The sequence below is a fragment of the Halopseudomonas xinjiangensis genome, from assembly GCF_900104945.1.
Lineage (GTDB): Bacteria > Pseudomonadota > Gammaproteobacteria > Pseudomonadales > Pseudomonadaceae > Halopseudomonas > Halopseudomonas xinjiangensis.
Genome location: NZ_LT629736.1, coordinates 3413405 through 3439404, shown reverse-complemented (window position 1 = coordinate 3439404; position 26000 = coordinate 3413405). Strand labels below are relative to the sequence as shown.

Sequence of the window (26000 nt, the reverse complement as noted above, 5' to 3'; positions counted from 1 at the left end):
TGGCTTGAGCGGGGGCCATCGGCTCCCGCTTCCAATGACTGACTGACTGACTGACTGACTGGAGGTCCTTATGGCACGTGGAACCGAAGGCGATTCTCCCATCGAGGTTGGCAGCTATCTGAAGGGTATCGACTATCCTGCCAATCAGGACCAGCTCATCGAACAGGCGCAACGAAACGGCGCAGGCTCGGAGGTGCTGGAAATTTTCAAGAACTTGCCCAACGAGCAATATCGCAACATGGCCGACGTTATGAAGGCGTATGGCGATGTCCGATAGCGACGGTCGCGGCGGGCTTGTACGCCTGCCGCGAACCTGACGCTCGAACGCACTCGGAGCCATATCGTCCGCCGCTAGAGAGGTCGCACGACGCGACGGCCAATCCAGCCAGGACAGGTTTCTGGGCCCAACCTGAGAGACTCGTCCATGACCGTTCACGTCATCAATTTCACCGCGCCAATCAACTCCAGCACCTGTGGCCAGCTGATCCGCAAATGCTCCGAAGCCGTACAACAGGATGCCACTGAGCTGGTTTTACGCATCGCCACCATGGGCGGCGAATGCAGTTACGGCTTCACCATGTTCAATTTCCTGATGTCATTGCCGGTTCCGGTCAATACGCACAATCTCGGCACGGTAGAGTCAATGGGCAATATCCTGTTCCTTGCCGGTCGCCGTCGCACCGCCTGTCATCACAGCAAGTTTCTCTTCCATCCGTTCCACTGGACGCTGCACGGCTCGGTCGACCATTCGCGCATGTCGGAATATGCAATGAGCCTGGATTACGATCTGGAGCTGTATACGAGCATCGTCCAGGAGCGCACCGAAGGCGCCAACGAAACGATGGACGTACGCAACTATCTGACCGCCGCCCCGCGCATCCTCAACCCCAGGGAAGCGATCGAGACAGGGATGATCCACGCGGTCGAGGACGTCAAGCTGCCGAAGGATGCCATCAACTGTGCTATTCATTCCTAGGGCCGCTCGGGCGAGCTCAGTGGGCTTGGCCGGACTGATTTGAGAGGAACCGATGCTCGGACAATCGAACCAGGCGCTGTTGGAAGAACTCCTGCTGGCGCGCGGCCCGGGCGGGCAGGAAGAAGAAGTACGCGACATCTGCCAGCGGGTACTGAAACCGCTATGTGATGAGCTCTGGTCAGACCCGGCGGGCAACCTGATCGGCTTGGTGCGAGCGCCCGAGCCAGCCGAAGGGGCGATCCGCGTCATGGCGCACCTCGACGAAATCGCCATGGTGGTCAAGCGCATCGACGAGGATGGTGCCCTGCGGGTTTTCGCCCTTGGCGGAGCCTACCCGGTCAACTTTGGCATGTGTCCGGTGGATATTCTTGGCGACCATCAGGTAGTCACCGGGGCGCTATCGTTCGGCACCATGCACGGCACGTCTTCGACGCCGCAATCTCAGCATGTGCTGAGCGGAGACGTCGGCTGGAACGACGTGCATGTGATCACCCGGCGCGACAAGGCCGAACTGGGCAAGCTCGGCGTGCGCGCCGGTAGTCGCGTGGTATTGAGTCAGCACTGGCGCAAACCCTTTCGCTTGAACGACGGTATCGCTGCGCATTTCATGGATGACCGCGCACCCGTCCTCGCGGCGCTGGTGGCTGCCGGGCAACTGATAGAGAAACGCGAGTCGCTGAGTCACGACGTGTATTTCACCTTTACCAGCAGCGAGGAAGAAACCAACGCGGGCGCGCAATACGCGGCGCGGACGCTGCCTGGCGACATCTGCCTGGCGCTCGAGGTCGGCCCGGTCGCAAGCGAATACGATACGCGGCTCTCGGTCGACCCCATCGTGCTCACCGGCGACGAAAAAGGCTACTACACCCGCTCGGTGTCGGAGTCATTGCTGCTCGCAGCGGCCGCGTGCGGTTATTGTCCGCAGCCAGCACTGATGCCGGGGTTCGCCTCGGACGCCAGCGCGGTGCTGCTGACCGGCGCTTCGCCACAGGCGGGCTGCCTGGCCATTCCCACGGAAAACACACACGGCTACGAAGTCATACTGGATGGGGCCATCGAGGCCTGCGCGCAAACGCTGGTCTGCTATCTCCTCGATCCGCATCGGCGCGCCTGAACAGTAATATTCGCCCAGCGACGGCTTGGGTGAAGCCATACGGGACATATCGCCCGAACACTTCAGCAACCGTCGAACGAACCTCGGTCATACCGCGATGGTTCGACTACAGTCAGTTGGGTACGTCCGTCAAACAAGGTGCGAAGTATGATCAAGCTGTCTGTAAACGGCGAAGAATCCGAGATCGATGTCCCGGCAGATATGCCCCTGCTCTGGGTCGTTCGCGATGTGCTGGGGTTGACCGGTACCAAGTTCGGCTGCGGTATCGCCCAGTGCGGTGCCTGCACGGTGCACCTGGACGGCGAGCCGGTGCGATCGTGCGTAACGCCGGTCAGCAGCGTAGGCAGCCGAGCGGTCACCACCATAGAGAAGATAGGCGACAGCGAGCTGGGCCGGCGGGTGCAACAGGCCTGGCTGGACGACGAAGTGGTGCAGTGCGGGTACTGCCAGTCCGGCCAGATCATGTCGGCGACTGCTTTGCTAGCGTCCAATGCCTCGCCAGACGACAAGGCAATCGACCAAAGCATGGCCGGCAATCTGTGCCGATGCTGTACCTATACCCGCATTCGCAGCGCCATCAAGCGCGTCGCCCAGTCGTGAGGAGCTCTCCGTGTCCGAATCTGTCGAACTATCGCGCCGCCAGTTCCTGAAGGTAGGAAGCCTGGCCATGGGTGGCCTGGTCATCGCTTTTTCACTTCCTTACTCAGGGCGCAGCGCCGCCGAACAGGTTATCCGCGAGGGGCCTGAGGATGGCCGGATGGCCACCGCTACCGCACTGGATGCTTTCATCAGCATCGACCGGGCTGGTCAGGTGGTGTTTACCGTACCCAAGATCGAAATGGGTCAGGGCGCTCAGAGTGGCCTGGCAGTGATGGTTGCCGAGGAGCTGGAAATCGACCTTGATCAGATCGCACTGCGCGAGGCACCACCCAATGAGAAGCTGTACAACGACAAGCTGTTGAATTTTCAGGCCACAGGCGGCTCAACTTCGATCCGCAGCAACTGGGATCAGCTACGTCGTGCCGGGGCCGCCGCCCGGCTTCTGTTGATCAGCGCAGCGGCCCGCCAATGGCAGCTTTCGGCTGATGGTCTGCGGGCCGCGAATGGTCGTGTCATTGCGCCGGATGGCCGCTCGCTAGGCTACGGAGAGCTGGCAGATGCCGCCTCGCAGCTGACCGTCCCGGAGCAGATCCCGTTGAAAAGCCCCGGTGAGTATCGACTGATCGGCAAACCGACCCGGCGGCTGGACACGCCGGCCAAGGTCAATGGCAGCGCACAGTTCACCATCGACCTCACCGTGCCGGGGATGAAGTACGCCAGTACTGCCGCCTGTCCGGTCCTTGGGGGCCGCGTGGCCAGCGTGGACGACAGCGATGCCCGGGCGGTCCCCGGGGTACGACAGATAGTGCGTCTGGAGAGCGCGGTAGCCGTGATCGGCGACCACACCTGGGCGACTTTTGCCGGGGTACGTGCCCTCAAGATCGAGTGGGACTATGGCGAGAATGCCTCCATTGATTCGGCGCAGATGGAGAAGACCTTGCGTGAGGCGAGCAGCCGGGACGGCGCGTTGGCCAACCAGACCGGCGACATCGCCGCCGCGCTGGAGAGCGCAGCGAACAATGTTGAAGCCGAATATCACCAGCCTTTCCTGGCACACGCTGCGCTGGAACCGATGACATGCGTGGCCCAGGTGCGCCCGGACGCGGTGGAGTTGTGGGTGGGCACACAGGTCCCGGTGCTGGCGCAGATGACCGCTGCCGAGACAGCAGGACGCCCGCTCGAACAGGTGATCGTGAACAACCAGCTGATAGGTGGCGCCTTCGGCCGCCGGCTGGAGGTGGATTTCATTACCCAGGCCGTGGATATCGCCCGGCATGTCGATTTCCCCATCAAGCTCACCTGGACGCGCGAGGAAGACACCACCCATGACCTGTACCGACCTCAGTATCTGGATCGGTTTCGCGCTGCAGTCGATGAACAGGGGCGCTTGAAGGGCTGGCACCACAAGATAGTCGGCGAGTCGGTCATGGCGCGCTATGCGCCAGCTGCAGTATCGCCCGACGGGCTCGACCCGGATGCGATCGAGGTCGCTGCACATCCGATCTACAGCCTGTCAGCACTGCGAGTGGATTACGTGCCTGTGCCGCCCACAGCGCTGCGCCCCTCCTGGTGGCGCGGAGTTGGCCCGCTACGCAGCACCTTTGCGCTGGAGTCCTTCATTGACGAACTGGCCCATGCTGCCAAGCGCGACCCCGTCGAATACCGCATGACGCTGCTTGGTGGCCATCCTCGCGCTCAGGCGGTGCTACGACTGGCGGCGGAAAAATCGGGCTGGAGTAGCGAGCTGCCTGCCGCCAGCGGCCGCGGCGTGGCGGTGCAGCAGGTGTTCGGCAGTTATCTGGCAACCGTAGTCGAGCTGAACGCTCGCCAGGACAAGACTATCGGCATCAACCGCATCGTTGTCGCCATCGATTGCGGACAAGTGATGAATCCGGTCTCGGTGAGCTCGCAGATCGAGGGCGGGACGTTGTTCGGCCTGTCCGCCGCCCTGTTCAACGAAGTCAGCGTCGAAGCGGGCCGAGTCGAGCAGACCAATTTCCACAATTATCGCCAACTGCGGATCAGCGAAGCGCCCCCGGTCGACGTGCACATAGTCAATAGCGGCGAAGCGCCGGGAGGCGTGGGCGAGGCCGGCACCGCAATGATTGCGCCGGCACTGCTGAACGCCGTGTTCGCTGCGACCGGTCAACGCCTCCGTCGCCTGCCTCTGGTGCACCATGGGTTCAACCTGAGCTGAGCCGCGGGGCTGGTTACGCCTTTGGTCTGGGCCAGAGCACCATCTGCGTGCAGCGGAACAGCGCAATGGTTTTGCCGGTCGTCTCGTCAATGACCACGGCGTCCCACACCTGGGTGTTACGCCCCAGATGGGCGACTGTCGCGGTGCAGGCGATCGCCCCTTCGCGCGCCGTCCCTAGATGGTTGCTCTTGAGTTCAATGGTGGTGAACGACTGTGCGCCGTCGGGCAGATGGGCAACCGTGGCATAACCGCAGCTGGTGTCGGCGAGCGCGACGACACTCGCCGCATGCAGATACCCGTTCGGCGCGAGATGCATCGGCTGGATCGGCATGCGGCTTCTCAACGCGCCGTCTTCAACGGCCAAGATCTCGATGCCCATATAACCGGGCAGGTGGCCTTCGCTGCGCTGGTTAAGACTTTCAAGGGTGATGTCGGCACGTAGCGCCATGATGAATCCTCGACTAACGAACGAAAACAGGCCTTGGCGCAGGCCTCACCGGCCCGGCAGTAGGCTTGCGAATTTGCTGAGCAGCTCTTCGACATTGAACGGCTTGAACAGGATATCCATCTTCTCGCCTACGAAGGAGTCCCGGTCGCGGGCCTGCTCCGTATAGCCGGTCATGAACAGCACGGGTAAGCCGGGACGACAACGGCGCGCCGCCTCGGCCAGCTCACGACCGCTCATGCGCGGCAGCCCTACGTCGGTCAGCAGGATGTCGATGGGCGTGTCTCCGTTCAGCAACGACAGGGCGTTCTCGACACTGTCGGTCTGAGTGCACTGGTAACCGACCTCGGTCAGACGTTCGGCAATAATGGCGCTTACCGCGAGCACGTCTTCGACGATAAGCACATGGCCGCTGCGAACGACGGTTTTGTTCAGCGCTGGCGGAGGCACGACCTCCTCCGCCAGTTCGGCAGCTGGGAGCAAGAGGCTGACCTCGGTGAATTCGCCGACCTCGCTGCGAATGCGAGCGATGCCGCCGGACTGACCGGCAAAACCGTAAAGCATGGACAACCCCAACCCAGTGCCCTGTCCCAGCGGCTTGGTGGTGAAAAAGGGGTCGAACACCTTGTCTATCACATCTGCTGCAATGCCTATTCCGTTGTCGTGCACCGACACCTCCACGTAGCTGCCATCCGGCAGTTCCGGATCGTCCCGGCTGTCGATCACTGCGCTGCTGATACGAATACCGCCGCCCCCGGGCAGGGCGTCGCGAGCGTTGATCACCAAGTTCAGAATCGCCGCCTCGAGCTGGCTGGCGTCGGCCTGGGCCACGGCTGTGCCAGGCGCGAGATCGAAGCTCAACTCGACCTGCTTGCCGATCGAGCGGCGCAGCAATTCTTCCAGCGAGCCGAGCAAGGCGTTGATGTCGACCGGCCGCGCTTCCAGCGGTTGCTGACGGGCGAAGGCCAGCAACCGGTGAGTGAGCGCCGCGCCGCTTTGAGCCGAGGCCAGCGCGCCATCGGCGTAACGCCGGAGGTTTTCCAGACGCCCCTGCTCGATGCGCTCACTGAGCAGCTGCAGGCTCATGATGATATTGGTCAACAGGTTGTTGAAATCGTGGGCAATGCCCCCGGTCAGCTTGCCCAGCGAATCCATCTTCCGCGCCTGAAGCAATTGCGCTTCGGTGCGTACCCGCTCCTTCACTTCCTGAGCGAGCAGATCGTTCGCCGTGGCCAGCTGCTCGCGCTGGCTGATTTCCTTCTGGTGACGGATGGTGACGTCCTCAACGAACACCATGGCGATATCAGGCGCGCGATAGGGCGCGACCTGCCACTGGGTCAGGCGCACCGACCCATGCATGCGGATTTTCAGCGTCCCGGTCCAGCGCTTGCCAGCTCGTATTCGTGTCCTGACCGTTTCGAGCTCGTCGTCCTGCCCCGCTTCGAAGCAGTCGCCCAGCCGCTCGCCGCAGCGCGCCTCAGTGATAAGCCTGGAGAAGGCGCGGTTGGCTTCGTGCACCTGAAAATTGGCGCCAATGACCGCAATCGGCGCCGAGATGTTATGAAAAATCTCGCGAAAATGGGCCTCGCTTTCCTGCAACGCCGCTTCGGTTTGCCGGACCCGCAGCAGCGTGCGCAACGTCGCGAGCAGAACTTCAGGGTCGATCGGATGGATGAGATAGGCATCCGCGCCCGAGTCCAGGCCGGTGATGATGTCGCCGCTTTCGATCGAGGCAGCCGAGACATGCACGATGGGCAACAGTGCTGTCTTCGACTCTGCCCTGAGCAGACGGGCAATATCGAAACCGCTCATATCCGGGAGGTTAATGTCCAGAATGAGCGCATCGATATCTTCGGCAGCGAGCAGAGCCAGACCGTCTGCGCCATTGCCTGCCTCGAGAACCTTGAAGCCGTGGTTTTCCAAGCGGCGGCGCATCGCATAGCGCGTTGCTGCGTTGTCGTCGACGATCAGCAGCTGCTTGTCACTCATGGGGCGCAGTCTCCAGCTGCAGCGATACCGGGACCTCAACGAAGAAGGTGGAACCCACCCCCGGCTCGCTTCGCAATCCGACATGACCGCCAAGTAGCTCCGCGTAACGCTTGCAAAGAGACAATCCCAGCCCGGTGCCGCGCAGGCGTTTCTGGACTGGCGAGTCGACCTGCATGAAATCTTCGAACAGCTTGTCATGCAGCTCTTCGGGAATGCCGATCCCGGTATCGGAGACCGAGAAGCGCACGTGGTCAGTACCGATCAACTGCGCACAGATCCTCACCTCGCCACGCAAGGTGAACTTCAGAGAATTGGAAATAAAGTTGCGCAGAATCTGCCCGAGCTTCTTGTCGTCGGTGTACAGTCGCGGTATGCCTGCGGGTTCCTCGAAGACCAGGTCCACCGCTTCGGCGTCGACTATCGGCCGGAACATCCCGCGCAAGGCGGAGAACAGGTCGAGCATATCGAACCAGGCCGGCGAGATACTGATACGGCCAGCCTCGATCTTGGCCAGGTCGAGCAGGTCATTGACCATTTCGGTCAGTTCCTGCGCCGCGCCCTTGATGAATGCCAGCTGCTTCTGCTGCTCTTCGTTCAGCGGCCCGTCCAGCTCATCCCGCAGCAGACCAACGATGCTCAGAATCGAGCCAAGGGGTGTACGAAACTCATGGCTCATATAGGACAAGAACCGGCTTTTCAGTTCCGACGCCTGACGCAGCGCCTCGGCCTGATTATCCAGCTCGGCGTACAAAGCCAGCACGCCCTGGTTGGTTTCTTCCAGCTCCGCTCGCAGCGCTTCGTTCTCGCTGGCAAGCCGTGCGGCGTCTGCCTGCGAGTCCTGTGCATCAGCCATGCGGCACCTCCAATTCGATGACCAAGATCGTCGCATCGTCGCGACCCCGGCAGAAATCTCTATGCAACACCGCGGCGACGACCGCTGGATGCTGAGAAACCAGACCCGGATAGTCTTGCAGGTCCCAGCGCGACTGCAGCCCGTCGCTGAACAGCAGCATCAGCTGACCGCCTGCGACGGTCTGCGTAAAAGTATGGACCTTGCGAAACTGCACCCCGACGATGCCGGGGTGCGAAGCCATGCCTCGCGAGCCTGTTGGCGATGCCAGTCTGGCGCCGATGTTGCCGATGCCGGCGAACTTCACGTTGCCGTCGCGCGCGTCAAACTGCGCGATCGCCGCCGCTCCGCCGCGAGTGCCCTGCATGCTGCGGTGCATATCGGCAATAAGCGTTTCCGGCGGATCGAAGGGATGCTCGGCAAAGGCTGTGGTGCCTGCCAGCGCCGCTTTGGCTGCGTCTTCGCCGTGGCCCAGCCCATCTACCACCAACACGCAGATCCGCTGCGCGTCGACCGCCAGATGCCAACCGTCGCCGCATGCGGTCTCGTGACGTTGCGCATGCTGACTGACGCCGAAACGCAGATCGCATGACTGAGTGGCACGCGGATAAAGCCGGGCGAGAATCACCGACCCGCGCTCATCCGAGTAAAGGTCGAACACCTGGGCCTGCCGCGAAATGGCACCCAGCCCGTTTCCCTGCGTGCCGCCGGTGGAAAAGCCGTCCCGCAGGCAGCGCTGCGCGTCGAACCCCGGACCACGATCGACCGCGATGATTTCCAGCCCTTGCAGGTCGGCGCAAGGCACCAGCCGCAGGTGCACCTCGCCCAGTCGTGCGTGTTTCAACACGTTGGTCGCCAGCTCGGTGGCGACCAACGCCGCTCGGCCGGCATCCGTCGCATCGAAGCCGATATCCGCAGCCAGTTGCAGGACCCGGCGCCGCGTCTGGCCGACCTGGCTGTCATCCTCGACAGGAATGACTTCCGTCAGCGTTCCGCCAAGATTCAGCTCCATTGGCTGATGGTCACTCTGGTTCCGACGTCAGGCTGGCTATCGATCTCGAATTCGTTGACCAGCCGCTTGGCTCCAGTCAACCCGAGACCCAGCCCGCCTCCGGACGTCCAGCCATCGGTCATGGCCAGTTTCATGTCCGCGATACCAGGGCCCTGATCGACGAAAGAAATGCGCACGCCTTTGCGCAGGTCCTTCTCGACGATTTCCCACTGCATGTCGCCGCCACCACCGTACACCAGCGTGTTGCGAGCCAGCTCGCTGACGGCGGTGACCAGCTTGGTCTGCGATACCAGCCGCAAGCCGCACTGTTGTGCCAGCTTGCGCGCGGCCTGACGGGCCAGCACGATGTCCTGCTCGGACCTGATGGGTTGCGTACCAGTACTCATCGCCGCTTCACACGTTGACGAAGCAGTCGCATTCCACGCTCGACATCCAGCGCGGTATTCACGCCGGGCAGATCCAGGCCCAGCTCGACCAGGGTGATGGCAACCGCCGGCTGCATTCCGACCACGACAGTTTCAGCGTCCATGATGCGCGACATGGCAGATATGTTGGCAATCATGCGGCCAATGAACGAATCCACCATCTCCAATGCTGAAATGTCGATCAGCACGCCACGCGCGGCGGTCGCATCGATCCGCTCGGACAGGTCGTCCTGAAGGGTCAACGCCAACTGGTCATGCATTTCCACCTGGATGGTCACGAGCAGGAACTCGCCCATCCGCAGGATTGGTATGCGCTCCATGATCAGTTCGCCTTGGTGACGGTCAGCCCGGAACGATGCAGCGCCAGCGAAAGGGCGTCAGCCAGGCTGGACTTGGTGACGATTCCCTGGAGATCCAGGCCGAGGTGTACGATGGTCTGGGCGATCTGCGGACGCACGCCGCTGATGATGCAGTCGGCACCCATCAGGCGAATGGCGGTAACGGTCTTAAGCAGATGCTGGGCCACCAGCGTGTCGACGGTGGGCACACCAGTGATGTCGATGATCGCGATTTCCGAGCCGGTATCGGCGATGCGCTGCAGCAGCGATTCCATCACCACCTGGGTGCGCTGAGAATCCAGCGTGCCGATCATCGGCAGGGCGAGGACGCCATCCCACAGTTTGACCACCGGGGTAGACAGTTCGAGGAGCTCCTCCTGCTGACGCTTGATGACGCCTTCGCGTGCTTTCTGGAAAGTCTGCACCGTGTGCAGCCCCATTGCATCAAGCAACTCCGATACAGCCGTGAGCTGCGCAGTGAGCGTCAGCGGCTCATCGGCCAGCGTACGTTGCAGCATACTGAACAACGATGGTTTCAGCGAGAAGACGAAGCCCGCCGTCTGCTGCGAGTCGAAGCCTTGCAGCGCTCGACTATGCGAAAGCTTCTCCAGAAACTGTCTGGTTGCATCCCACGCCCCGCTTACCCAGTTCTCCGCGCCGGCCTTGGCGCTTCCTTCTGCGAGCAGCGTAATGAATTCCGAGGTCTGTCCCTCCAGCTCGCCGGGCTTCAGGCCGCGAGACGAGCCCATGGCGTCGAGATTGCGTACCCACTCGGTCTGAACGTCAGATTGTTGTTGTAGTAATGCGTTGATCGTACGTTGATCCAGCTGCGCCATGCGTTGAGTCTCCATGTTGAGTGGCTTGATGATACATGCTGTGAAAAGGTTTGAAACATCGAAAGGACGAGTGTCTGGACGACGGACCTTTTACGGCTCGCTGAAGGAGCGCGGCACAAGTACAAACGCCCTGGGGAACCAGGGCGTCGCATACAAACCTTCCGGGAGCGCGGTGGCTAACGATCCACAACTGCCTGCCTGCCGAGACGGCCGGTGATCGCACCGCTGAATCCCTCAAGGTCGGCACGCGCCAGCGCTCGCTCGTCGAGCTTCTGCCGGGCAGCTTCAGGCAGATCGGTAAAGCTGATGACGCCACGCTCAACCAGAACGATGACCACATCTTCGAGTACACGGACCATGTCCATGTCGGTCTGTTTTAGCGCCTGCAGACGTCCATGTATTTCTTCTCTGGTCTTGAGCCAGGTTGCCAACTCCGCGCTCTCGACCGCTAGAGTGTCTGTCATTCCCTCGAACGGTCTGCTCTCGACGCGTAGCAGCAGACCGTCAGCATCTCGCTGAACGTACACCATTGATTCCTCCGGGCGCGCTTCACTGCGCTGCAGCCTAGCCTGAATTTCGAAGGATGTACTGCGGCTTTCGACATGTCCAGCGCAATCGAGTGCGGTGCAACAGTCGGCTATGATCGACATTCCGGAGCGGCTCCTGTCAGGCCAGCGTCGTTCATCACGACAACAGACTGACGACGGCAAAACGGTTGAGATTGGCCTGAGCGACAACAGTCTGCGTCACGGCGGCGTAGTTGGAGGTCGCTTTCTGCATCAGTCCAAATACCGACTGCACATAGTCCGCTGCCCATTGCTGATCATTCTGACCACTCTGTCGAGACAGAAACTCGCGGATTTCCTGCTTCCTCTGGTTCAGCTGATCACGCAGCAGAGCGATTCGATCAAGCGCTTTCACCACGGTATCGAGCATGCTGCGCTGTTGCTGGCTGGTTTCCAGCTTCAGATCTTCACCCAGTGTCAGGAAGCTTTCCTGCTGAGGTGAAACCAGGCTGTAGCGGTCTGGCTCGAACAGCTCGCCCTGCCCCTGCACGGCGATACCGTTCTGCAGACGCAGCCAGTCGGTTTCACGACTGCTGAAAACCACCTTCCCATCGCTATCCAGTTCGGTACGCACCCCGGCTGGCGCGAGCGCCTCATTGAACCGGCGCAGGATCTGCTCGGGATGCACGCCTCGCTCAAGCACTACCACACCCGGCTCGGATTGCCGACGTCCGGCCTTGATGATCAGGGTCTCCTGAACCGCCTGCAGCCTCTCAAGCGAGTCCAGTCCCGGGAGGCGGAAGCGGGTACGTGCAGGTTCGTTCAGGCTCAGTCTGAGGTTGGCATCCAGACTGCCGGCGGAACGCTTGCTACGCTCGGCGAGCATGCTTTCCAGGACGGCGATTGCTTCGCGCAAAGCGGGCTGGGCATCAGCAGTGGGTGTTGCCAGCTGACGACTGAGCGCAAGCTTCACCTGGTCGAGGCGGGCCGCGACGTCGGCAAGATAGCTATCCGCCGATTGCATGGCCGTCAACTGCCGGTTGAGCTGCAGGTTGTAGCCCGAATGCTTGCCGCCCTCACGGTATCGCGCCGATTGCTCCGTAGCGCCGGGCAGTTTCGACTGCGACTCACCAGCGAGCGCACGATGCCCTTCCGCGCGGCTGTGCCCCTGCGGGTCAATCGCCGTGACAACCGGGAGCTGCTTGTCAATTTTCATCGGTCAGTGGCCTACAGCTTGCTGAACAAGGACATCTGATTGATCTTCAGATACGTCTGCTGAGTCGCCTGCAACGCCAGCATGTACTGGTTCAGATCGATGCTGGCGCCAGCGTAGTCGAGCTGCGACAGCTCGCCTTCGATCTTCTGGTTGACCATGGACACGTCGGTATTGCTTTCGCCCAGCATGGTGAGCGTGTTCTGCCGACCACCGAGCTCCGATACCGAACCGAGCAGCTTGCCGTGGGTGGCATTCAGTTCATCCAGGGTGGTGCGGATCTGCGCCTTGACAGCCGGATCGGTTGCATCCAGCGCCGGATCCTGCAAGCGACCGACCATGCTGTGAAGCTCATTGAGCAAGGTCAGATCTGCCCCGAACACTTCCCGGACGGTAACGTTCTCGTTGATCAGCACACCATTGGCCACCGCTGCCTGGCGATGCTTGTCGTTACCCGTGGAGACGTATTGCCCAAGCGTTTCGTCGAAGGTGACGGCGGGCTTGTCGCTGGTGGTGCCCGAGAACAGATAGCGGCCCTCTTCGTCACGAACGTTGAGAAAGCTGAGCAGGGTCTGCTCGAGACTTTCCATCTCGCCGGCGATCGCCTTGAGGTCGGCATCGGTATTGGTATCGTTGGCCGCCCACAGCATCAGGTCCTGCAGGTTGAGCATGGTGTCCGAGGTCGCCTTGAGGTTGGCTTCCTGGATCGACAGGCTGGACGACAGCGTGGCGATGTTGGTGCGAAACTGCGCCAGGCTGGCTTCTTCACGCTGCAGACGCAGCAGCCGCACGCTGGCGATGGGGTCGTCCGAGGGCTGGATGATGCGGTCGCCGGACGACATCTGTTGCATCAGATGGCCCAGCTTTGCCGAGTTGTTGTTCATCGCGCCGTGCATGATGGCGATGGTCTGGGCGTTGGTAATGCGCATGGTCATTCAGCTCCGTCGATCCGCTTGAAAGTGCCTGCCTGTCAGAATGCAGCCATCAGGTCGTTGAACAGCTGGTTGGCGGTGGTGATGACTTTCATGTTGGCCTGATAGGCCTGCTGATAGGTCATCAGATTCACCGCCTCCTCGTCCAGATTGACCGCACTGATGCTGTCACGCTGGGCCTGGGCCTGCTCACGGACCGTGGTCGCCGAACGTAGATCCGCCTGGTTCTGGCGGCTATCGCTGGCTACCTGGCCGAGCATGCCGGCGTACGCATCGTTCAGCGTCATCTGGTTGCCGCCGATGGTCACGGTACGGCTGCGCAGCGCCAGCAGATCGAGCAGCACCTCATTGTTACCCACTTCGTTGTCGACTGCTGAAAGCCCCAGTTCGGCAGCGCCGATACCGGTGGTCTTGAGCAGGCCAGTGATGCTCGCTGCGTCGTAGGCGAACAGCGGCTGACCGGGATTGCCATTCAGGTCGAAGCCAGTGGCCAGGGCCGCGTTGGTCGCACCGGCCAGTTCGCTGGCGATGCTGTGCAGCGAGGCCAGCGCGGGGCGCAGCGATTCGTACTCGACCTTGCTCAGGCCGCCGAGCCCACCGCCCAGACGATCCTGCGCGATGGGAAATGTCGATTTGCCGAAGGTCAGCACCAGTTGCTGCTCACCAGTGGCCAGCCGCTCGACCTGTACGGTGCTGGCCGTGCTTCCGGCGACCAGAGGCTGACCGTTACTCAGCGAGACGGTCAATGAGCCGTCCGGAACCTCATGTACGCGCACGCTGGCGAACTGGCTGAGTTCGCCGACCAGCGTTTCGCGGTGATCGCGCAGGGCATTGGTATCGTCACCGACGCCCTGCGCTTCGACGATGCGTCGGTTGATCTGCGCAATATTGCCGACCAGACCATTCATCTCGGTGACCATGGCTTCGCGCTGTTCCTGCACGGCGCGAACCTGCGCGTCGATGCTGCCGCTCAGGCCATTGAAGCGGTGGCTGAGGTTACCGGCCTCGCTGATCACCTGTTGACGCAGGGCGATCGATTCGGGGCTGACGGTGAGCTCGCTCAGCGAGGCGTAGAACTGATCCAGGCCAATGCTGATGCTCGAGCCGTCGCCGCTCATCAGGCTTTCCAGCGCGCCGAGATACTGCTGGGCGCTGGAGTGCATATTCATTTCAGTGTTCGAGCGCCACAGCTGCTGATTCTGAAAATCGCTGCTCAACCGGCGGATGCTGTTGATCTGCACCCCGCCGCCCGCGCTCAGGCCGCTCTGGCCGGCAAGCGACACCATGGTCGGAGCGATTCGGCTGAAACCGGGAGTGTTGACGTTGGCGATGTTCTGCCCGGTGCTGGTCATGGCCATCTGGCTCGACTGCAGACCGGTGTAGCCGATCTGGCTCAACATACTCATGACGCAGACTCCTTGGTTTCAATCCGGATCGGCTGGGCAAAGGCTGCTGAAGCCACTGTCCGCTGAGTATTGAAGGCGACCATATCGCTGCTGTTATTAAGCCGCTCCGGCTGATTTATTACCGAGCCGGCGTCGGCCGCTCCCGGTTTTTGCTGCAAAGACTGTGAAGCCTGTTCGCGCAAGTCCCGCATAATGCTGCGGGTGTAGTTTCGGGTCTCGCTGAAGGGAATCCGTTCGATCCATTCAGCCTCGGTGATCTGCTTGCCACGGGGATCGCCCACGGTTTGCAGCCACTGGTCGACCCGACCCGGGCCGGCGTTGTACGCGGCCAGCGCAAGCACCTCGCTACCCTGATAACGATCCAGCATGTTGTTCAGGTAGGCGGTGCCAAGACGTTTGTTGTAATCACCATCGCTGGCCAGACGGGATTCGCTGTAGGGAATACCCAGCTTGGCGGCCATTTCCCGCGCGGTGTCTGGCATCAGCTGCATGAGTCCGCGGGCACCCTTTGGCGATACCGCGTCGACGCGCCCGCCGGATTCGTGTTTGATCACGCTCGCCACAAGATTCTGGAAGGACGCACTGCCGCGCTCCCAGATATCGCTTATCTGATCGACGCCGCGCCGCCAGGTATCGGCCAGCGGCTGGAAGGCCCCGCTAGCCGAACGCGGCAGCGAAGATGCCTGCATATGTGCGGCATCCACTTCATCTGTTGCGCTCTGCTGACCGGACAGCTGCTTGACCAGCATGTCACGGATGCCCGTCTGGCCGCGACTCGACATGCTGTCAGCCAGCGCTTCGTCGTACAGGTCGCGCATGGTATCGAGGTCGCGGCTGCGCATCGGATTGTCGGCGGACAGCACATCGCCGGCCTTGCGCATCTGCTTGAGAATCTGCTGCAGAAACAAGGCTTCGAACTGCTCAGCTGCGGCTTCGAGCTTCTGCCGCTGCGGATCCGGAGCGCCGGTCAGGGTACGCAGGCCATGCTGCGCATGTGAAAACGAATGAACATTCATGGGCGAGCTCACATTACGATCAGTTCGGCGTTCAGCGCGCCGGCACGTTCAAGCGACTGCAGGATGCTCATAACGTCATCGGGGGTCGCACCCAGGCTGTTCACCGTGCTGATGATGGCCTCCAGGCTCGCGCCCTCTGGCCACTCGAACATCGGGTTGGCTTCCTGGCGTACGTCGATAGCGGTGTTCGGCACGACTGCCGTCTGCCCGCCCGAGAATGGGCCGGGCTGGCTGACCTGCGGGTTTTCGCTGACGGTTACGGTAAGGGTGCCGTGCGCCACGGCGGCGGCGCTGACACGCACGCCCTTGCCCACCACCACGGTTCCGGTACGGCTGTTGAACACCACCTTGGGCCGCACCCGGCCTTCATCGATCTGCAGCCCTTCGAGCATGGCCATGAAGCTCATGCGCTGAGTGCTGCTCACCGGCGCGCGTACCGACACCTTGGTAGCATTGAGCGCATGCGCGGTGCCTTCGCCGAAACGCTCGTTGATGCTCTCGACGATCCGCGTGACGGTCTGGAAGCTCGGGCTACGCATGTTCAGCATGATGTCCGGGCGCTCGGCAAAATCGCTCGGGATCATCCGCTCGATGGTCGCGCCATTTGGGATCAGGCCGGTGTTGGCGTGATTGATCGACACACTCGATCCACTCGCGCCGGATGCATTCAGGCCACCCACCACCAGATCACCCTGGGCCAGCGCATAGACCTCGCCGTCGACGCCGCGCAGCGGTGTCATCAGCAGGAGGCCGCCGCGCAGACTCTTGGCATCGCCCAACGAGGAAACGGTGACGTTGATGGTCTGCCCCGGGCTGTAGGACGGCGGCACTTCGGCGGTGACGGTCACTGCGGCCGCGTTCTTCAAGTTCGGGTTGACGTTCGGAGGGAGGCTGACGCCGAAGTCCTGCAATAGATTGGCGACCGACTGCCCGGTAAAGCGCACCTGGCCGCGATCACCGGTGCCGTCCAGGCCGACCACCAGCCCGTAGCCGATCAACTGGTTGCCGCGGATGCCTTCGACATCCACCAGATCCATCAGATCGACCTTGGCCGACGCCGAAGGGCTCATAAGAAATGCCGCACAGAGCAGCAGCGGGATCAACGTTTTCATGAACTAGCTCCGCAGCTCACAGGGGAAACCATGGGCTGGTGAAGAATCGGGTAAGCCAACCGGGCTGGTTGCTGTCGGCAAGCGCACCGCGACCGGCGTAGGAAATCTGCGCGTTGGCCACATTCTGCGAGGACACCTGGTTGTAGCGGTTGATGTCATCGATCCGCACCAGACCGGAGAGCCGGATAATCTCGTCGCCCTGATTCAGGCGCAGCGCTTTTTCACCCTTCACCAGCAGCGTGCCGCCGGGCAGCACCTGATGCACGGTGACCGCGATCGAGCCGCGCAGGGTATTTTGCTGCGAGCTGCTGGCCGAGCCTTTGAAGTCGCGCTCGGCCGAAGCCGAACTGTTCAGCTGCTCGAACTCGGTACCCAGCAGGGTCGGCACACCGATGCCAACACTGGTTTCCTTGCCGAAGCTGGTCCCGGCGCTCTTGCTCGACTGGGTCGACTCATCGAGCACCACGGTAAGGATGTCGCCCACCTTCACTGCGCGACGATCGCTGACCAGCGAGCCGCTGTAACCGGAGCGGAACAATCCACCAGCCTGCGCCTCGGGAATGACGTAGTCCGGTTCCGCTGGCAGGTACAGGGCCGAGTCGTCCTGGAAAGGAGCGGTGCTCTGACAGCCGGCAAGCAGCACCAGCAGGGCCAGCGACAGCAAGGTCTTCATGTGCTTATACCGTCTGGTTGAGGAACTGCTGCATGCCTGAGGCAGCATCGAGCACCTTGGCATTGGCCTCGTACGCGCGCTGGATCGAGATCATCGACACCATGGCTTCGACGGCCTGAACGTTCGAGCCTTCCAGCACGCCCTGTTTGAGCTGGCCCATGCCGTCTTCACCCGGAGCAGCCTCGACCGGCTCGCCGCTGGCGATGGTCTCGCGATACAGATTGCCGCCCAGAGCTTCCAGGCCGGCCGCATTGGCGAAGTTCACCAGACTGATCTGGCCGAGCTCGACCGGCATCGACTCGCCAGGCAACACCGCCGTGACGATGCCGTCGGTGCTCACGGTGAACCGGCTGCTGCCGGCCGGCACTTCGATCGCCGGCACCAGCGGCAGACCCTGTGTATTGACCATCAGGCCTTCGGCGTTGAGCTGGAACTGGCCGTTCTCGGTGTAAAGAATGTCGCCAGATGGCGACTCGACCTGGAAGAAGCCGTTCCCTACGATCGCCAGGTCCATCGGCTGGTTGGTGGTCTGCATGCTGCCTTCGGTGAACACTTTCTGTGTTCCGGCAACCCGCACGCCGCTACCCAGCTGAATGCCCGACGGCACGGTATTGACCTGGTCGGCCAGCGCACCGGGCTGCTTCTCAATGGTGTAGAACAGATCTTCGAACACCACCCGGTCGCTCTTGAAGCCGGTGGTATTGATGTTGGCCAGGTTGTTGGCGACTGCGGAGAGCGCCTTGTCCTGCGCGGCCAGTCCGGTCTTGCTTACCCACATTGCAGAACTCATGAGAGGTCTCCGTTAGCTGCCACGAATTATTCGGTTGCCCGCCGTGGACAGATCCTCGGCAGCTTTCATCATTTTTACCTGGGCCTCGAACAGCCGGTTCAGGCTCATGGTCGACACCAGTTGCTCGATGGCCGACACGTTGCTCGACTCGAGATGACCCGGTACCAGCACCACTTCATCACTGGCTTGCGCCGGCTCGCCATCCTTGGTCGCCAGCAAACCGTCCGGGCGCTTGACCACGTTGGCAGCGGGCACGTCGACCAGCTTGATACGTCCGGCTTCGACGAGGGCGAAATCGCCTCGTGGTATCAGGGTTATCACACCATCAGAGCCGATGGTGACGCTGCTGTACTCGGGCAGCATGATCGGACCGTTGTCGCCAAGAACCGCGCGGCCATTGACCGTCAGACGGCCCTCGGCATCCACCTGCAGGCTGCCGTGGCGCGTGTAGGCCTCGCCGTCATCGGTTTCCACGGCCAGCAGGCCTTTGCCCTGGATCGCCACATCCAGCGGCCGGCCGGTAGCCATGGCTGTGCCGGGACGCATGTCGACGCCGTTGTCCTTGACCACCGCCATGTGTCGCGCGTCGTAGCCATAACCTTCCACCGCCACGGCTTCGGACGCTTCGAGGTCGGCACGAAAGCCGGGCGTGTTGACGTTGGCCAGGTTATTCGCCTGCACCTGCAGCGATATCATGCTGCGGCTGGCAGCGGTCATCGCGGTGTATCCCAAACGGTCCATGATTCAGCCTCAGATGGCGTTGAACAGCAGCTGCGCGAGTTCCTTGTCGGTACTCAGCACCTTGGTGTTCGCCTGATAGTTGCGCTGGCTCTCCATCAGCCCGACCAGCTCGCGGGTCAGGTCGACGTTGGAGTTTTCCAGCGAGCCGGAGGCGATGGAGCCGTTCTGGCCTGCGCCGGGAATATCCATCAGCGGCGCACCCGATTCTTCGGTGGCCGTCCACATGGTGCCGCTCTCGTTACGCAAGCCCTGCAGGTTCACGAAGTTGGCGAGTACCAGCTGACCCTGGACCATGCGTTGACCGTTGCTGTAGGTGGCGAAGACACGGCCATCTTTTTCCACAGCTAGGCCGGTTTGTTCGCCGGCGGTGTAGCCGTTGGCGCGGTTGCTGGTCACGACGAAGTCCGAGCCGTACTGGCTGGTGCCGCTGTAATCGATCGCCATGGTGATCGGGTTGGCGCCGGGCGGGTTGAACGTGAACGCCTGGTCATGGCCGGCAACCAGCTGACCATCGGTACCGAACTGAAGGTTCGCCGTCTGCGTAGCGCCGCCGGCCTGATAGTGCACGTCCCAGGTGTTCTCCGCGGTCTTGACGAAGTATTGGGTCACTGCGTGCTCGCGGCCGACCGAGTCATATACCTTCGAGGTATAGGTGAAGTTGTAGCTATCAACGTTGGCCGGATCCATCGGAGTCACACCAGGTACTTCCTGATCGGCATCGAGGTTGGCGATGAACTTCAGGCTGTCGGTGGCCTTGGCTGGAAGATTCGCGGTCTGTACCTGCAGATCGCCGATGGCGCCAGTCTGCAACGTGCCAGCCGCGTCGATCGGGTAGCCCTGCAGGCGGTGACCCGCCGCGCTGACCAGGTAGTTGTCCTTGTCGGTATTGAAAACGCCGGCGCGGGTATAGGCCTGCTCACCGTTGGTGCCCTTGGTGGTGAAGAAACCGCCGCCAGAGATCGCCAGGTCAAGCGTACGACCGGTCGCTACCAATGTGCCGTTCTGCGAAATGCTCTGGGTCTTGCCCAGCACCTCGACACCCAGCGCCTGGCTATCGGCATAGACGCTGCCGAAGTTGGTACGCGAGGACTTGAAGCCGGTGGTGCCGGCATTGGCAATGTTGTTGCTGATGGTTCCGAGCTGATCGGAGACGGCGTTCAGACCGGACAGGGCAATGTTGAAACTCATGGCGTCAAAGCCTCCAAAAAATCGTTAATCGATCAGAGCAAACCGGCCAGGGCCGGCTGCCCAAACTCGGTGATTCTGTAGAACGGCACGCTACCGGCACCTACCACATCCAGCACCGGACCCTCTGCGCTAACGCGAACCCGGCTGACCTGGCCAGATACCTCGATGGACGGATACTCGCCGGCATCGGTCTCGGCCTCGATCATGTACGGCCCCGGCGCCAGACCCAGCGCTTGCGGATCGAGCTTGAAGCTCACCGGGCCGGGGGCCTGCCCACCCAGGCTGATCACGTGCGTCTCACCGGCGCTATCGGTCAGACGAACCAGGGTCTGCCCGGATGCGTTCTGCTGATTGACCTGACCACTGATTACGCTGTCGCCCAGCGTGACGCGATCAACGCCGACCTTGACCTCCTGGCCAACCAGGCCGGCAGCGGTCAGGGTTTGCAGGTTGTCGGTGAGAATCAGGCTGTTGCGGGTCAGCGAGGCCATGTTCTCCATGCTCTTGACCTGCGACATGGCCGAGAACTGATTGAGGAATTCGCTGCTGTCCATCGGCTTGGTCGGATCCTGATTGCGGATCTGTGCCGTCATCAGGGTGATGAAGGTGTTCTCCATCTGCGCCGCATCGCTCAAATTGACGGCCGCACGGGGCGGCTCGTCGCCGGCGACACCGTTCACTGCGTTAGAGTTGACGCCATTGACCGTAGTCATCAGATCTCTCCCAGACGCAGCAGACCCTGCTGCATGCTTTTGACTTTGTTCAGTACTTCGACGCTGGTCTCGAAGCTGCGCGTGGCCGACATCATGTCGGTCATTTCCTCGATGCTATTCACATCGGGGTAATAGACGTAGCCCTGGGCATCGGCCAGAGGGTTGCCCGGCTCGTGCCGGCGCTGCGGGTCGCGACCGGAGGTCACCACGTCCAGCACCTGAACGTGCGCGCCGCCCATGCCCATCGGCCGGGTCAGCTCGCCATTCTCATAAATGGCAGCGAATACCGGCTTGCGCGCCTTGTATACCTCGTCTGCGCTGCCCGCCGCCGACTCGGCGTTGGCCAGGTTGCTGGCCACGGTGTTCAAGCGCACGGTCTGGGCGTTCATGGACGAGCCGGCAATGCGGTAAATCGAATCGAATGACATGCTTACTGTCCTTCTATGGCTTTTTTCAGCCCGCTGAATTTCATCGTGAGGAAGGTCAGGCTGGTCTGGAAGTCCATGGCATTGCGGGAAAACTCCGCCTGCTCGACGCCCAGCTCGACGGTATTGCCATCCTGCGAAGCCTGATTCGGCACCCGGTACATCAGGTCCGAAGCTGAACTGGCAGAGCGGAAGGAGGACGCTCCACGTGTCGCCAGATCCCGCATGGCCCCGGCGAAATCGATATCGCGCGCCTGAAAGCCCGGAGTGCTTTCATTGGCCAGGTTGGCGGCCAATATCTCGCTGCGCTGCATGCGTACTTCCATCGCCTGGACGTGCACGCCGTATGCCTTGTCGAACTGTATACTCATGTCCTGAAACCCTGAGTGAAGCGGTGCCAATCTATCTACGGCATGGTCTATGCATTATCTGTGCCTACAGATGATGCACATCTCAACTCACTGATTCACAAGGCTCTTTCCATGATCAGGCCGTCCGCTACCAACGCTGCATTTCCGCTTTTTCGCCAGACTGCGGCAGCAGGGGGAAAAGTCCTTTCCGCCGCGCTGCTGGGCTTTGCGCTCGCCGGCGTCACGCATGCCACTGGCAGCGCCACCGAGCAGATCGAGGCGGCAGCGACCAGTTACCTGGAAGCGATGATCAAACGCGAAGCCGAGCGCAACGGCTGGCGTAACCTGACGTTCAATCTAAACATCAGCCCGCTGAGTGACAGCAGCGCTTTCCCGGTTTGCAGCCAGCCACTGGACGTCACCCAGACCAGCGGCCGTCCTACTCCGCTCGACCGCCTGCGCCTGGAACTGCGCTGCCCCGATCAACCCGGCTGGACGCAAACCCTGAGCACACGCCAGGACCTGTTTCTGCCGGTACTGGCCACGGCGACCAATGTCGATCGCGGCCAGCCGATCGAGCCCGGCCACCTAAAACGCGAGCGCATCAACATCAGCCGCGCCCAGCGCGGCTTCATTACCGAGGAAAAGGAAGTCATCGGACTTAGTGCCCGCCGCCGGCTTCGCGCGGATCAGGTGCTCAATCCCTCCTTACTCAGCGAAGCGCCGCCCGTGCGCCGCGGGCAGCCGGTACGAATTCTCGCTCGCCACCAAGGCATCGAAGCGTCTACCCATGGCGAAGCGCTGGCAGACGGCAAGCAGGGCGAAGTCATCCGCGTGCGCAACGTGACCAGCGACGCAGTGATTCAGGCCCAGGTGATCGGGCCTGGCGAAGTCACCAGTACCTGGGAGTGATCGCCAGAGCGCCCCAAGCGATAGCGGGCGAGTCCTGGGGAAAATTTAATTGGAGGCCTAGTACGGTCGCTTACTGGTCTTAGCGGGCGGAAAGCCAGCTCGGGAATGCCAATTACATTGCAGGAAGGATCACTACCATGGCTCTGTCGATTCATACCAACCACTCAGCGCTGACCACCAATACCAGCCTGAACAAGTTCAACTCTGCACTCGCCACCAACCAGCAACGCCTGGGTACCGGTCTGCGCATCAACTCCGCCGCTGACGATGCAGCTGGCCTGCAGATCGCTACCCGGTTGAATGCCCAAAGCCGGGGTATGGCTGTGGCCATGCGTAACGTAGGCGACTCCGTTTCCCTGCTGCAGACCGCTGAAGGCGCCTTCAGCGAAATGACTGACATCGTCCAACGGATGAAGGATCTCGCTACTCAGTCTGCCAACGGTACCAACAGCCAGGCCGACCGAGATGCACTGCAGGGCGAGTATGACGAACTGGGCAAGGAGCTCAGCAATATCGTATCGAACACTGCCTACGCGGGAGAAAAACTGTTTGACCTGGCGGGCACGGGCGGGAAATTCGGCGCCGCCGCAGGCGTAGATTTCCAGATCGGTAGCAGCTCGGCAGAGAAAATGACGCTGAATGTCAGCGCCAAGACTGCGACACTGATGGGCACCACCCTTGACGGTATCAGCGCCTACTTCACCACCCCGACCACTGCTACGCTCGGCACAGAAATTGCCACTGCAGCCGGCGCCAATACAATGATTGACACCTTGAGTGGTGCGCTGGATGGAATCGGCGGCCTTCGCGCTCAATTCGGCGCGACCATCAATCGTCTGAACCACACTAGCAACAACCTGGCCAACATGAAGGACAATACCGAGATGGCCAAGGGCCGGATCATGGACGCTGACTTCGCCATGGAAAGCGCCGCGATGAGCAAGAACTCCATGCTCATGCAGTCGGGCATTTCCATGCTCAAGCAAGCCGGCCAAATGCCCGGCATGGTCATGTCGTTGCTCGGCTAATTTGTCTAGCACGTCTATCCAGCGCCCCGCCTTTGCGGGGCGTTTTCGTTTGGCACTTAATTGCCAGATCGAAACGGTCGCCTATTACCTGTAGCAGGCGATACAGCCAGCTCAAGAACTCCACCACATCGCAGCAAGGATCATTCTCATGGCTCTGTCGATTCATACCAACCACTCAGCTCTGACCACCAATACCAGCCTGAACAAGTTCAACTCCTCCCTCGCTACTAACCAGCAGCGCCTGGGCACCGGCCTGCGCATCAACTCTGCAGCAGACGACGCCGCTGGCCTTCAGATCGCTACCCGTCTGAACGCTCAGAGCCGCGGTATGGCTGTGGCCATGCGTAACGTGGGCGACTCCGTTTCGCTGCTGCAAACCGCTGAAGGCGCTTTCAGCGAAATGACTGACATCGTTCAACGTATGAAGGACCTGGCTACCCAGTCTGCTAACGGAACCAACAGTCAGTCCGATCGGGACGCACTGCAGGGTGAGTACGATGAGCTGGCTAAAGAGCTGGTCAATATCGTTAGCAACACCGCATATGCGGGGGAAAAACTGTTTGCCAGCAACGCAGGTGTCATCGACGGTGCCGCAGGCAAGTTCGGCTCCACCGCGGCAGGGGTGAGCTTTCAGATCGGCAGCTCTACCGCCGAAAAAATGACTCTCGATGTCAGCGCAAAACTCGGGACCTTGGTAGGTGCGGCAGCCGGCGGCCTGGGTGATGTCAGTACGGTCTTCACCGCATTGGCAGCGGACGCCGCAGCCGATGTCACCGCTGGTGGCGCCGAGATCAAGACAGCAGCGGGTGCGAACGCCGAAATCGACAGCCTCTCGGGCGTTCTAGACACTATTGGAGGACTGCGTGCCAAGTTCGGCGCCACCATCAACCGTCTGAATCACACCAGCAACAACCTGGCTAACATGAAGGACAACACCGAGATGGCCAAGGGCCGGATCATGGACGCCGACTTCGCTATGGAAAGCGCCGCGATGAGCAAGAATTCCATGCTCATGCAGTCGGGCATCTCCATGCTCAAGCAAGCCGGCCAAATGCCTGGCATGGTCATGTCGCTGCTCGGTTAATTTGTCTAGCACGACCTAGCGCCCCGCCTTTTGCGGGGCGTTTTTCGTTTGGCGCTTAATTGCCATATCGAAACGGTCGCCTATTACCTGTAGCAGGCGATACAGCCAGCTCAAGATTTCCATCACATCGCAAGGATCACTCTTATGGCTCTGTCGATTCATACCAACCACTCAGCGCTGACCACCAATACCAGCCTGAACAAGTTCAACTCCTCCCTCGCCACCAACCAGCAGCGCCTGGGCACCGGCCTGCGCATCAACTCTGCGGCCGACGACGCCGCTGGCCTTCAGATCGCTACCCGTCTGAACGCTCAGAGCCGCGGTATGGCTGTGGCCATGCGTAACGTTGGGGACTCGGTTTCCATGTTACAGACCGCCGAAGGTGCATTTGGCGAGATGACTGACATCGTTCAGCGCATGAAGGATCTGGCCACCCAGGCGTCGAACGACACCAACAGCGGCGCCGATCTGATCGCACTGCAGGGCGAATATGACGAGCTGGGCAACGAGCTGGCGAACATCGTCAAGAACACCAAATACGCCGGTGAAAATCTGTTCAGCGATGGCACTGTGGTTAATGGCAGCGCTGGCAAGTTCGCCGCAGCCGTCAGCTTCCAAATCGGCGCCAGCTCCGCCGAAAAGATGGAACTGAACGTCACTGCCAAGCTGACCGCCCTGGGAACCGCTCTGAGCGGCATTTCCGGTACTTACGACGCGAGCGCCGTGCCCGGTACTGAACTGGCATCAACCGCTGTTCCGGCCACTGCGTTGAACACGAACGCCAACGCGATGATCGATACCCTTGCCAACGCCCTGGACAGCATTGGTTCGCTGCGTGCTCAATTCGGCGCGACCGTCAACCGCCTGAACCACACCAGCAACAACCTGGCCAACATGAAGGACAACACTGAGATGGCCAAGGGCCGGATCATGGACGCTGACTTCGCCATGGAAAGCGCCGCAATGAGCAAGAACTCCATGCTCATGCAGTCCGGCATCTCCATGCTCAAGCAAGCCGGTCAGATGCCTGGCATGGTCATGTCGCTGCTGGGCTAAGCGACACCGGGTGGTAACAGCGCCTCCGCTATTGCGGGGGCGTTTTTGTTTGCGTATCCGTAGTTTACATGCG

The 26000-nt window shown here is 61.3% G+C and carries 29 protein-coding genes; 9 read left to right on the top strand and 20 right to left on the bottom strand.

The window, feature by feature from the left end:
- Nucleotides 1–70: 70 nt before the first annotated feature.
- From BLT85_RS16205 to BLT85_RS16185, 5 genes are all read left to right on the top strand, one after another.
- The gene (locus BLT85_RS16205) at nt 71–277 is read left to right on the top strand and encodes a DUF2795 domain-containing protein (protein ID WP_093396985.1); all 207 of its coding nucleotides are present in this window, start codon (nt 71–73) and stop codon (nt 275–277) included.
- A 147-nt stretch (nt 278–424) separates the two neighbouring features.
- Complete coding sequence (locus BLT85_RS16200) at nt 425–976, top strand: ATP-dependent Clp protease proteolytic subunit (RefSeq protein ID WP_093396982.1); 552 nt, start codon at nt 425–427, stop codon at nt 974–976.
- A gap of 52 nt (nt 977–1028) precedes the next feature.
- Nucleotides 1029–2090, top strand: coding sequence for a M20/M25/M40 family metallo-hydrolase (locus BLT85_RS16195; RefSeq protein ID WP_093396980.1), 1062 nt, complete (start codon nt 1029–1031; stop codon nt 2088–2090).
- A 147-nt stretch (nt 2091–2237) separates the two neighbouring features.
- The gene (locus BLT85_RS16190; protein ID WP_093396977.1) at nt 2238–2690 is read left to right on the top strand and encodes a (2Fe-2S)-binding protein; all 453 of its coding nucleotides are present in this window, start codon (nt 2238–2240) and stop codon (nt 2688–2690) included.
- A gap of 67 nt (nt 2691–2757) precedes the next feature.
- Complete coding sequence (locus BLT85_RS16185) at nt 2758–4887, top strand: xanthine dehydrogenase family protein molybdopterin-binding subunit (protein ID WP_231701612.1); 2130 nt, start codon at nt 2758–2760, stop codon at nt 4885–4887.
- A 13-nt stretch (nt 4888–4900) separates the two neighbouring features.
- Here BLT85_RS16185 and BLT85_RS16180 read toward each other — a convergent pair whose 3' ends face one another.
- The 20 genes from BLT85_RS16180 to flgB all read right to left on the bottom strand — a co-directional run bounded on the left by BLT85_RS16180 (nt 4901) and on the right by flgB (nt 21868).
- The gene (locus BLT85_RS16180; RefSeq protein ID WP_172829843.1) at nt 4901–5335 is read right to left on the bottom strand and encodes a PaaI family thioesterase; all 435 of its coding nucleotides are present in this window, start codon (nt 5333–5335) and stop codon (nt 4901–4903) included.
- A gap of 45 nt (nt 5336–5380) precedes the next feature.
- Nucleotides 5381–7321: a response regulator gene (locus BLT85_RS16175; RefSeq protein WP_093396969.1), complete on the bottom strand. Its 1941-nt coding sequence runs from the start codon at nt 7319–7321 to the stop codon at nt 5381–5383.
- Nucleotides 7314–8174, bottom strand: coding sequence for a sensor histidine kinase (locus BLT85_RS16170; protein ID WP_093396966.1), 861 nt, complete (start codon nt 8172–8174; stop codon nt 7314–7316). The genes BLT85_RS16175 and BLT85_RS16170 overlap by 8 nt, the downstream gene beginning before the upstream one ends.
- A complete protein-coding gene (locus BLT85_RS16165; RefSeq protein ID WP_093397864.1) occupies nt 8167–9177 on the bottom strand; it encodes an ATP-binding SpoIIE family protein phosphatase in 1011 nt (336 codons plus the stop codon). The genes BLT85_RS16170 and BLT85_RS16165 overlap by 8 nt, the downstream gene beginning before the upstream one ends.
- Nucleotides 9174–9569, bottom strand: a complete 396-nt coding sequence (locus BLT85_RS16160) for an anti-sigma regulatory factor (RefSeq protein ID WP_093396963.1) — start codon at nt 9567–9569, stop codon at nt 9174–9176. The genes BLT85_RS16165 and BLT85_RS16160 overlap by 4 nt, the downstream gene beginning before the upstream one ends.
- Complete coding sequence (locus tag BLT85_RS16155; protein WP_093396959.1) at nt 9566–9928, bottom strand: STAS domain-containing protein; 363 nt, start codon at nt 9926–9928, stop codon at nt 9566–9568. The genes BLT85_RS16160 and BLT85_RS16155 overlap by 4 nt, the downstream gene beginning before the upstream one ends.
- 2 nt (nt 9929–9930) lie before the next feature.
- Nucleotides 9931–10782, bottom strand: coding sequence for an STAS domain-containing protein (locus tag BLT85_RS16150; RefSeq protein WP_093396956.1), 852 nt, complete (start codon nt 10780–10782; stop codon nt 9931–9933).
- Nucleotides 10783–10958: 176 nt separating this feature from the next.
- Nucleotides 10959–11312: a tryptophan synthase subunit beta gene (locus BLT85_RS16145; RefSeq protein WP_093397861.1), complete on the bottom strand. Its 354-nt coding sequence runs from the start codon at nt 11310–11312 to the stop codon at nt 10959–10961.
- A gap of 154 nt (nt 11313–11466) precedes the next feature.
- Nucleotides 11467–12504 (bottom strand): hypothetical protein, encoded by a 1038-nt coding sequence (locus BLT85_RS16140; protein ID WP_093396953.1) that lies wholly within the window; start codon nt 12502–12504, stop codon nt 11467–11469.
- A gap of 11 nt (nt 12505–12515) precedes the next feature.
- The gene (gene flgL, locus BLT85_RS16135) at nt 12516–13430 is read right to left on the bottom strand and encodes a flagellar hook-associated protein FlgL (RefSeq protein WP_093397858.1); all 915 of its coding nucleotides are present in this window, start codon (nt 13428–13430) and stop codon (nt 12516–12518) included.
- A gap of 41 nt (nt 13431–13471) precedes the next feature.
- A complete protein-coding gene (gene flgK, locus BLT85_RS16130) occupies nt 13472–14839 on the bottom strand; it encodes a flagellar hook-associated protein FlgK (protein WP_093396950.1) in 1368 nt (455 codons plus the stop codon).
- Complete coding sequence (locus BLT85_RS16125) at nt 14836–15855, bottom strand: lytic transglycosylase domain-containing protein (protein ID WP_093396947.1); 1020 nt, start codon at nt 15853–15855, stop codon at nt 14836–14838. Before BLT85_RS16125 ends, flgK begins: the two co-directional genes overlap by 4 nt.
- 8 nt (nt 15856–15863) lie before the next feature.
- Nucleotides 15864–16925 (bottom strand): flagellar basal body P-ring protein FlgI, encoded by a 1062-nt coding sequence (locus BLT85_RS16120; protein ID WP_231701611.1) that lies wholly within the window; start codon nt 16923–16925, stop codon nt 15864–15866.
- 58 nt (nt 16926–16983) lie between these two features.
- A complete protein-coding gene (gene flgH / locus BLT85_RS16115) occupies nt 16984–17640 on the bottom strand; it encodes a flagellar basal body L-ring protein FlgH (protein WP_093396941.1) in 657 nt (218 codons plus the stop codon).
- A gap of 4 nt (nt 17641–17644) precedes the next feature.
- Nucleotides 17645–18430, bottom strand: a complete 786-nt coding sequence (gene flgG, locus BLT85_RS16110; RefSeq protein WP_093396938.1) for a flagellar basal-body rod protein FlgG — start codon at nt 18428–18430, stop codon at nt 17645–17647.
- A 12-nt stretch (nt 18431–18442) separates the two neighbouring features.
- The gene (locus BLT85_RS16105; RefSeq protein WP_093396935.1) at nt 18443–19171 is read right to left on the bottom strand and encodes a flagellar basal body rod protein FlgF; all 729 of its coding nucleotides are present in this window, start codon (nt 19169–19171) and stop codon (nt 18443–18445) included.
- Between the two features lie 9 nt (nt 19172–19180).
- The gene (flgE, locus tag BLT85_RS16100; protein WP_093396932.1) at nt 19181–20359 is read right to left on the bottom strand and encodes a flagellar hook protein FlgE; all 1179 of its coding nucleotides are present in this window, start codon (nt 20357–20359) and stop codon (nt 19181–19183) included.
- 32 nt (nt 20360–20391) lie between these two features.
- Nucleotides 20392–21072 (bottom strand): flagellar hook capping FlgD N-terminal domain-containing protein, encoded by a 681-nt coding sequence (locus tag BLT85_RS16095; RefSeq protein ID WP_093396929.1) that lies wholly within the window; start codon nt 21070–21072, stop codon nt 20392–20394.
- The gene (flgC, locus tag BLT85_RS16090) at nt 21072–21500 is read right to left on the bottom strand and encodes a flagellar basal body rod protein FlgC (RefSeq protein ID WP_093396926.1); all 429 of its coding nucleotides are present in this window, start codon (nt 21498–21500) and stop codon (nt 21072–21074) included. The genes BLT85_RS16095 and flgC overlap by 1 nt, the downstream gene beginning before the upstream one ends.
- Before the next feature lie 2 nt (nt 21501–21502).
- On the bottom strand, nt 21503–21868 hold the full coding sequence (gene flgB, locus BLT85_RS16085; RefSeq protein WP_093396923.1) for a flagellar basal body rod protein FlgB: 366 nt from the start codon (nt 21866–21868) through the stop codon (nt 21503–21505).
- A 111-nt stretch (nt 21869–21979) separates the two neighbouring features.
- Between flgB and flgA the strand changes: the two genes are divergently transcribed.
- From flgA to lafA (BLT85_RS16065), 4 genes are all read left to right on the top strand, one after another.
- The gene (flgA, locus tag BLT85_RS16080; protein WP_093396920.1) at nt 21980–22759 is read left to right on the top strand and encodes a flagellar basal body P-ring formation chaperone FlgA; all 780 of its coding nucleotides are present in this window, start codon (nt 21980–21982) and stop codon (nt 22757–22759) included.
- A 137-nt stretch (nt 22760–22896) separates the two neighbouring features.
- Entirely contained in the window at nt 22897–23787 is an 891-nt protein-coding gene (gene lafA / locus BLT85_RS16075; protein ID WP_093396918.1) for a lateral flagellin LafA, read from the top strand.
- A gap of 148 nt (nt 23788–23935) precedes the next feature.
- The gene (lafA, locus tag BLT85_RS16070) at nt 23936–24871 is read left to right on the top strand and encodes a lateral flagellin LafA (RefSeq protein WP_093396916.1); all 936 of its coding nucleotides are present in this window, start codon (nt 23936–23938) and stop codon (nt 24869–24871) included.
- Nucleotides 24872–25015: 144 nt separating this feature from the next.
- A complete protein-coding gene (gene lafA / locus BLT85_RS16065; RefSeq protein ID WP_093396914.1) occupies nt 25016–25927 on the top strand; it encodes a lateral flagellin LafA in 912 nt (303 codons plus the stop codon).
- The last annotated feature ends 73 nt before the right edge of the window (nt 25928–26000 follow it).